The 5,041-nt window shown below is 41.2% G+C and carries 1 protein-coding gene; it reads left to right on the top strand.

Translation table 11 applies throughout. From position 1 onward, the window contains the following. Positions 1–105: 105 nt before the first annotated feature. The coding region (locus tag NLX78_RS26295; protein ID WP_254351918.1) for a non-ribosomal peptide synthetase at positions 106–5,041 on the top strand (4,936 nt) is incomplete at its 3' end.

Genomic DNA, 5,041 nt, shown 5'->3' with positions numbered 1-5,041 from the left:
GTACCGGATCAAGAAATAACCGTACAGGGGATGAGGGAACACTTGTCAAAAGAGCTCCCGGACTACATGATCCCTTCCTACTTTGTGCGGATGGAAAAGCTGCCATTGACCCCTAATGGAAAAATAGACAGGAAAGCATTGCCTGTGCTCGATAGCAATGTTAATACCGGCGTAGAATACGTAGTACCTTCGGGAGAAATAGAGGAGAAACTTGCGCTGTTGTGGCGGGATATCCTTGGAATAGAGAAGGTAGGAAGAAATGATAACTTTTTTATGCTTGGGGGACACTCGTTAAAGGCAACAAGCCTTGTAGCAAGAATTCACAAAGAGTTCAATATAGACATACCTCTTAAGGAAATATTCAAGACACCAACCATCTTAGAAATTGCCAGATATATTAAAGACTCAAAGGAGAGCCTATATCAGTCAATCCAACCGGCAGGAGAAATGGAATACTACCCTATGTCATCTGCACAAAGAAGGCTGTATATACTAAACCAGCTTGAAGGGGCAGGGACAGCATACAACATGCCTGGTATTATGCTGCTGGAAGGAAGCATTGATACAGCGCGTTTCCAGGAAGTCTTCAGGCAGTTGGTAAAAAGGCATGAGACTCTTAGAACATCGTTCCACATGATCGATGGTAACCCGGTCCAGAAGGTTCATGACCATGTGGAATTCAGCGTGATGTACTTTGAAACTAACGAAGAAAAAGCCGCAGAGTATGCTGGGGAATTTGCCAGACCTTTTGATCTTGGCAAGGCTCCTCTGCTAAGGGTAGAGCTTGTAAAAACGGGAGAAGACAGGCATCTTATGATGTTTGATATGCATCACATTATATCCGATGGTGTCTCCATGGACATACTGATTCGTGAGTTTATGGATCTTTATGAAGGAAACAACCCTCCAGCACTTCGGATACAGTACAAGGACTACGCTGTATGGCAGAATAAACTGTTTGATGAGGGCGGAATTAGCAGCCAGGAGGAATACTGGCTCCAAGCATTCCAGGGAGAAATACCTGTACTGAATATGCCGCTAGACTATCCAAGGCCTGTAATACAAAGCTTTGAAGGGGATTTTTTTAGCTTTGAAGCAGGCAGTGAGCTTACGAATAAATTAAACAAGCTTGCAAGGGATAATGGGGCTACGCTTTACATGACACTGCTCGCGGCATACAACATATTGCTGTCTAAGCACACCGGACAGGAAGACATAATCGTTGGAAGCCCTATAGCCGGAAGGCCACATTCAGACCTGCAGGATATCCTTGGTATGTTTGTAAATACCTTGGCTATGAGAAATTACCCCAAGGGAGATAGTACCTTTGTAGAATTCTTGAATGAAGTAAGAGAAAACGCTCTAAGGGCTTATGACAATCAGGATTACCAATTTGAAGAACTGGTTGAGAAGCTTAACTTGAAGAGGGACATGAGCAGAAACCCACTGTTTGATACTATGTTTACCATGCAAAATGCCTCTAAGGTAGAATTTGCAGTACCTGGTATAAGCTTCAGACCTTTTAATAACGGGCTAGAGTATAGAATATCAAAATTTGACCTATCCATTGATGCAATAGAGCGTGAAGATGGTATGGCTTTTAGCTTTGAATATTGTACTCGGCTTTTCAAAAAAGAGACTATAAAAAGGTTGGCGGCTCATTACCTTAACGTGTTGGAAGAGATAACCGCAAATCCGTTTAAAAGGTTGTCGGAAATAAATATGTTGTCCCAGGAGGAAAAACAGCAAATAATCTATGGCTTCAATGATACAAAAGTAGAATATCCTAAGGATAAGACCATACAAGAGCTATTTGAAGAACAAGTGGAAAAGACGCCTGATAACATAGCAGTAGTATTTGAAGATAAATACTTGACTTACGGAGAACTTAATGAAAAGGCCAATCAACTGGCTTGGATCTTAAGGGACAAGGGATTAAAACCTGACAGTGTAGTAGCTATAATGGTAGACCGGTCCATAGAAATGATAATAGGTGTAATTGCTGTATTTAAAGCAGGAGGCGCGTATTTACCCATAGACACCGAATATCCTGAAGAACGAATCAGATATATGATCGATGACAGCTTGGCTGGAATTATTCTTACGCAAGAACATCATAAAGAAAAAATTAAATTTGATCTTGATATTATAAGCTTTGATGACTGTGTGAATTACAACGGGAGAACAGAAAATCTTCCTGTCATTAATAAATCTTGTAATTTAGCATATGTCATTTATACATCAGGAACCACAGGAAAGCCAAAGGGGATCATGATAGAGCATAGAAGTCTTGTCAACATATCTTACGCATGGAAAAAGGAATATAGGCTTGCGGATATGGATGTAAAGCTGTTGCAAATCGCAAGTTTTTCTTTTGATGTATTTGTGGGAGATGTTTCGAGAACGCTGCTCAACGGAGGCCAAATGGTTATTTGTTCATCCGAGGAGAGATACGATCCTGCACGATTATATTCACTTATTAAAACCCATAAAATAACCATCTTTGAATCCACACCGGCACTGATTATTCCTCTTATGGATTATATCCATGATAATGCTTTGATTATTGATAGCCTCAAGTTGCTTATACTTGGATCAGATACTCTCTCTGTGGAAGATTATGAAAGATTACAATCCTGGTATGGAGAGAAACTGCGGGTTGTTAATAGCTATGGGGTTACTGAGTCCACCATAGATTCCAGTTATTACGAAAAGAGACTGGGAAGCTATTTGGAATCCGGGAGTGTACCTATCGGAAAGCCAATGCAAAATATAAAATACTACGTTGTTGACAAACACTTGAGACCTCAGCCTACAGGGGTTTTGGGTGAGTTGTGCATAGGGGGAGAAGGGCTTGCAAGGGGATATCTAAACCGGCCCGAACTGACAGCTGAAAAATTTGTACCTAACCCGTTTATACCAGGGGAAAGGATGTATCGTACAGGGGATCTGGCCAGATGGCTGTCTGATGGGAATATGGAATTTTTAGGAAGAGTAGATCATCAGGTAAAGATAAGGGGATTTAGAATAGAGCTGGGGGAAATAGAAGCACAACTGCTAAAGCACGTTTCAATAAAGGAAGCAGTGGTTATTGCAAGGGAAGATCAGAAGGGAAACAAGTATCTGTGTGCCTATGTGGCAGGGGAAAATGAATTAACAATAGCAGAACTAAGGGGACATCTCTTAAAGGACCTTCCAGACTATATGATACCATCCTATTTTATGCAGTTAAAAAAGCTGCCGCTGACTCCCAATGGCAAAATAGATAGGAAGGCATTGCCCGAACCTGACGGCAATATCGATGCTGGAATAGAGTATGTCGCACCCTTGGGTGAAGTGGAGGAGAAACTTGCGGGGTTGTGGCAGGATATCCTTAGTATAGAGAAAGTGGGAAGAAACGACAATTTCTTTGAGCTGGGGGGACATTCCTTAAGGGCAGCAAATCTTATTGCCAGGATTCACAAAGAGTTCAATGTAAACATACCGCTTAAAGAAATATTTAAGAGCCCAAATATGTCTGAAGTTGCCGAGTGCATCAAGATTGCAAAGGAGAGTGTATTTCATTCTATTGGGCCGGCTGGGGAGATGGAGTACTATCCAATTTCATCCGCCCAGAAAAGGCTGTATATTCTAAACCAGCTTGACGCAGTTGGGATGGCATACAACATGCCTGGTATTATGCTAATTGAAGGCAAACTCGATAAACTGCGCTTTGAACAGGCTTTTAGGGAGCTTGTTGACAGACATGAGTCTTTCCGTACCTCATTCCATATGATAGATGGTAAACCGGTACAAAAGGTCCATAGCAATGTGGATTTTAGTGTTATGTATATGGAAACCGATGAGGAAAGAGCTGCGAAAATAGCCAGTGAATTTATTAGGACCTTTGACCTTGATGAGGCTCCTTTACTTAGGGTTGGGCTTATAAAAGTTGGAGAAGACAGATATATTATGATGTTTGATAAGCACCATATTATATCTGACGGGGTGTCTGACGACATACTGGTAAGAGAATTTATGAGCCTGTATGAAGGTAAGGAACTTCCGGAACTTAAGATTCAGTACAAGGATTTTTCCGTATGGCAGAACAGGCTGTTTGCTGATGGGACAATTAGTAAGCAGGAAGAATACTGGCTCCAAGTATTCAAAGGAGAAATTCCTTTGCTTAATATGCCGCTAGACTACCCTAGGCCAGCTATACAGAGTTTTGAGGGAGATGTGATCAGTTTCAAAGCAGGCAAGGAGCTTGCTGTTAAACTGAACAAACTTGCAGTGAATAATGGTGCCACGCTCTACATGGTACTTTTAGCTTCATACAATGTCCTTTTATCCAAGTACACCGGACAGGAAGATATTATAGTTGGAAGTCCCGTTGCAGGAAGGCCGCATACTGATCTTCAGGACGTTATTGGTATGTTTGTAAACACGCTAGCCATGAGGAATCACCCTCAAGGTGGAAAGACTTTTGTGGACTTCCTTAATGAAGTAAGAGAAAACTCCTTAAGGGCTTACGAAAACCAAGATTACCAATTTGAAGAACTGGTAGATAAGCTTAACCTGGAAAGGGATCTGGGCAGAAATCCACTTTTCGATACTATGTTTGTACTGCAAAATATCGAGGCATCAGAAGTGAAGATGGATGGGCTAAGGTTTATGCCCTATGACAGTGAAGTAAGAATATCCAAGTTTGACTTGACTTTAAACGCTGAGGAAACAGAGGACGGTATTGCATTTGAATTGGAGTATGCTACCAGGTTGTTTAAGAAAGAGTCAGTTATAAGGCTTCTTGCCCATTACCTTAATGTATTGGAAGAGGCAGCAGCCTTTCCTGAAAAAAGGCTATTAGAAATTGATATGCTGTCACAAGACGAAAAACATCAAATATTATATGAATTTAATAATACAAAAGCAGGATACCCTCGGGAAAAGACCATCCATCAGATTTTTGAGGAACAGGTGGAACGGACACCCAATAATATTGCTGTAGTGTTTGAAGATAAACAGCTGACTTATAAGGAAGTAAACGAAAAGGCAAACCAAC

It is taken from the genome of Paenibacillus sp. Lou8.1, from assembly GCF_024213565.1.
Classification (GTDB): Bacteria; Bacillota; Bacilli; order Paenibacillales; family Paenibacillaceae; genus Paenibacillus; species Paenibacillus polymyxa_B.
The sequence above is the reverse complement of the archived record's forward strand: the minus strand, read 5'-3'. Positions and strand labels throughout refer to the sequence as shown.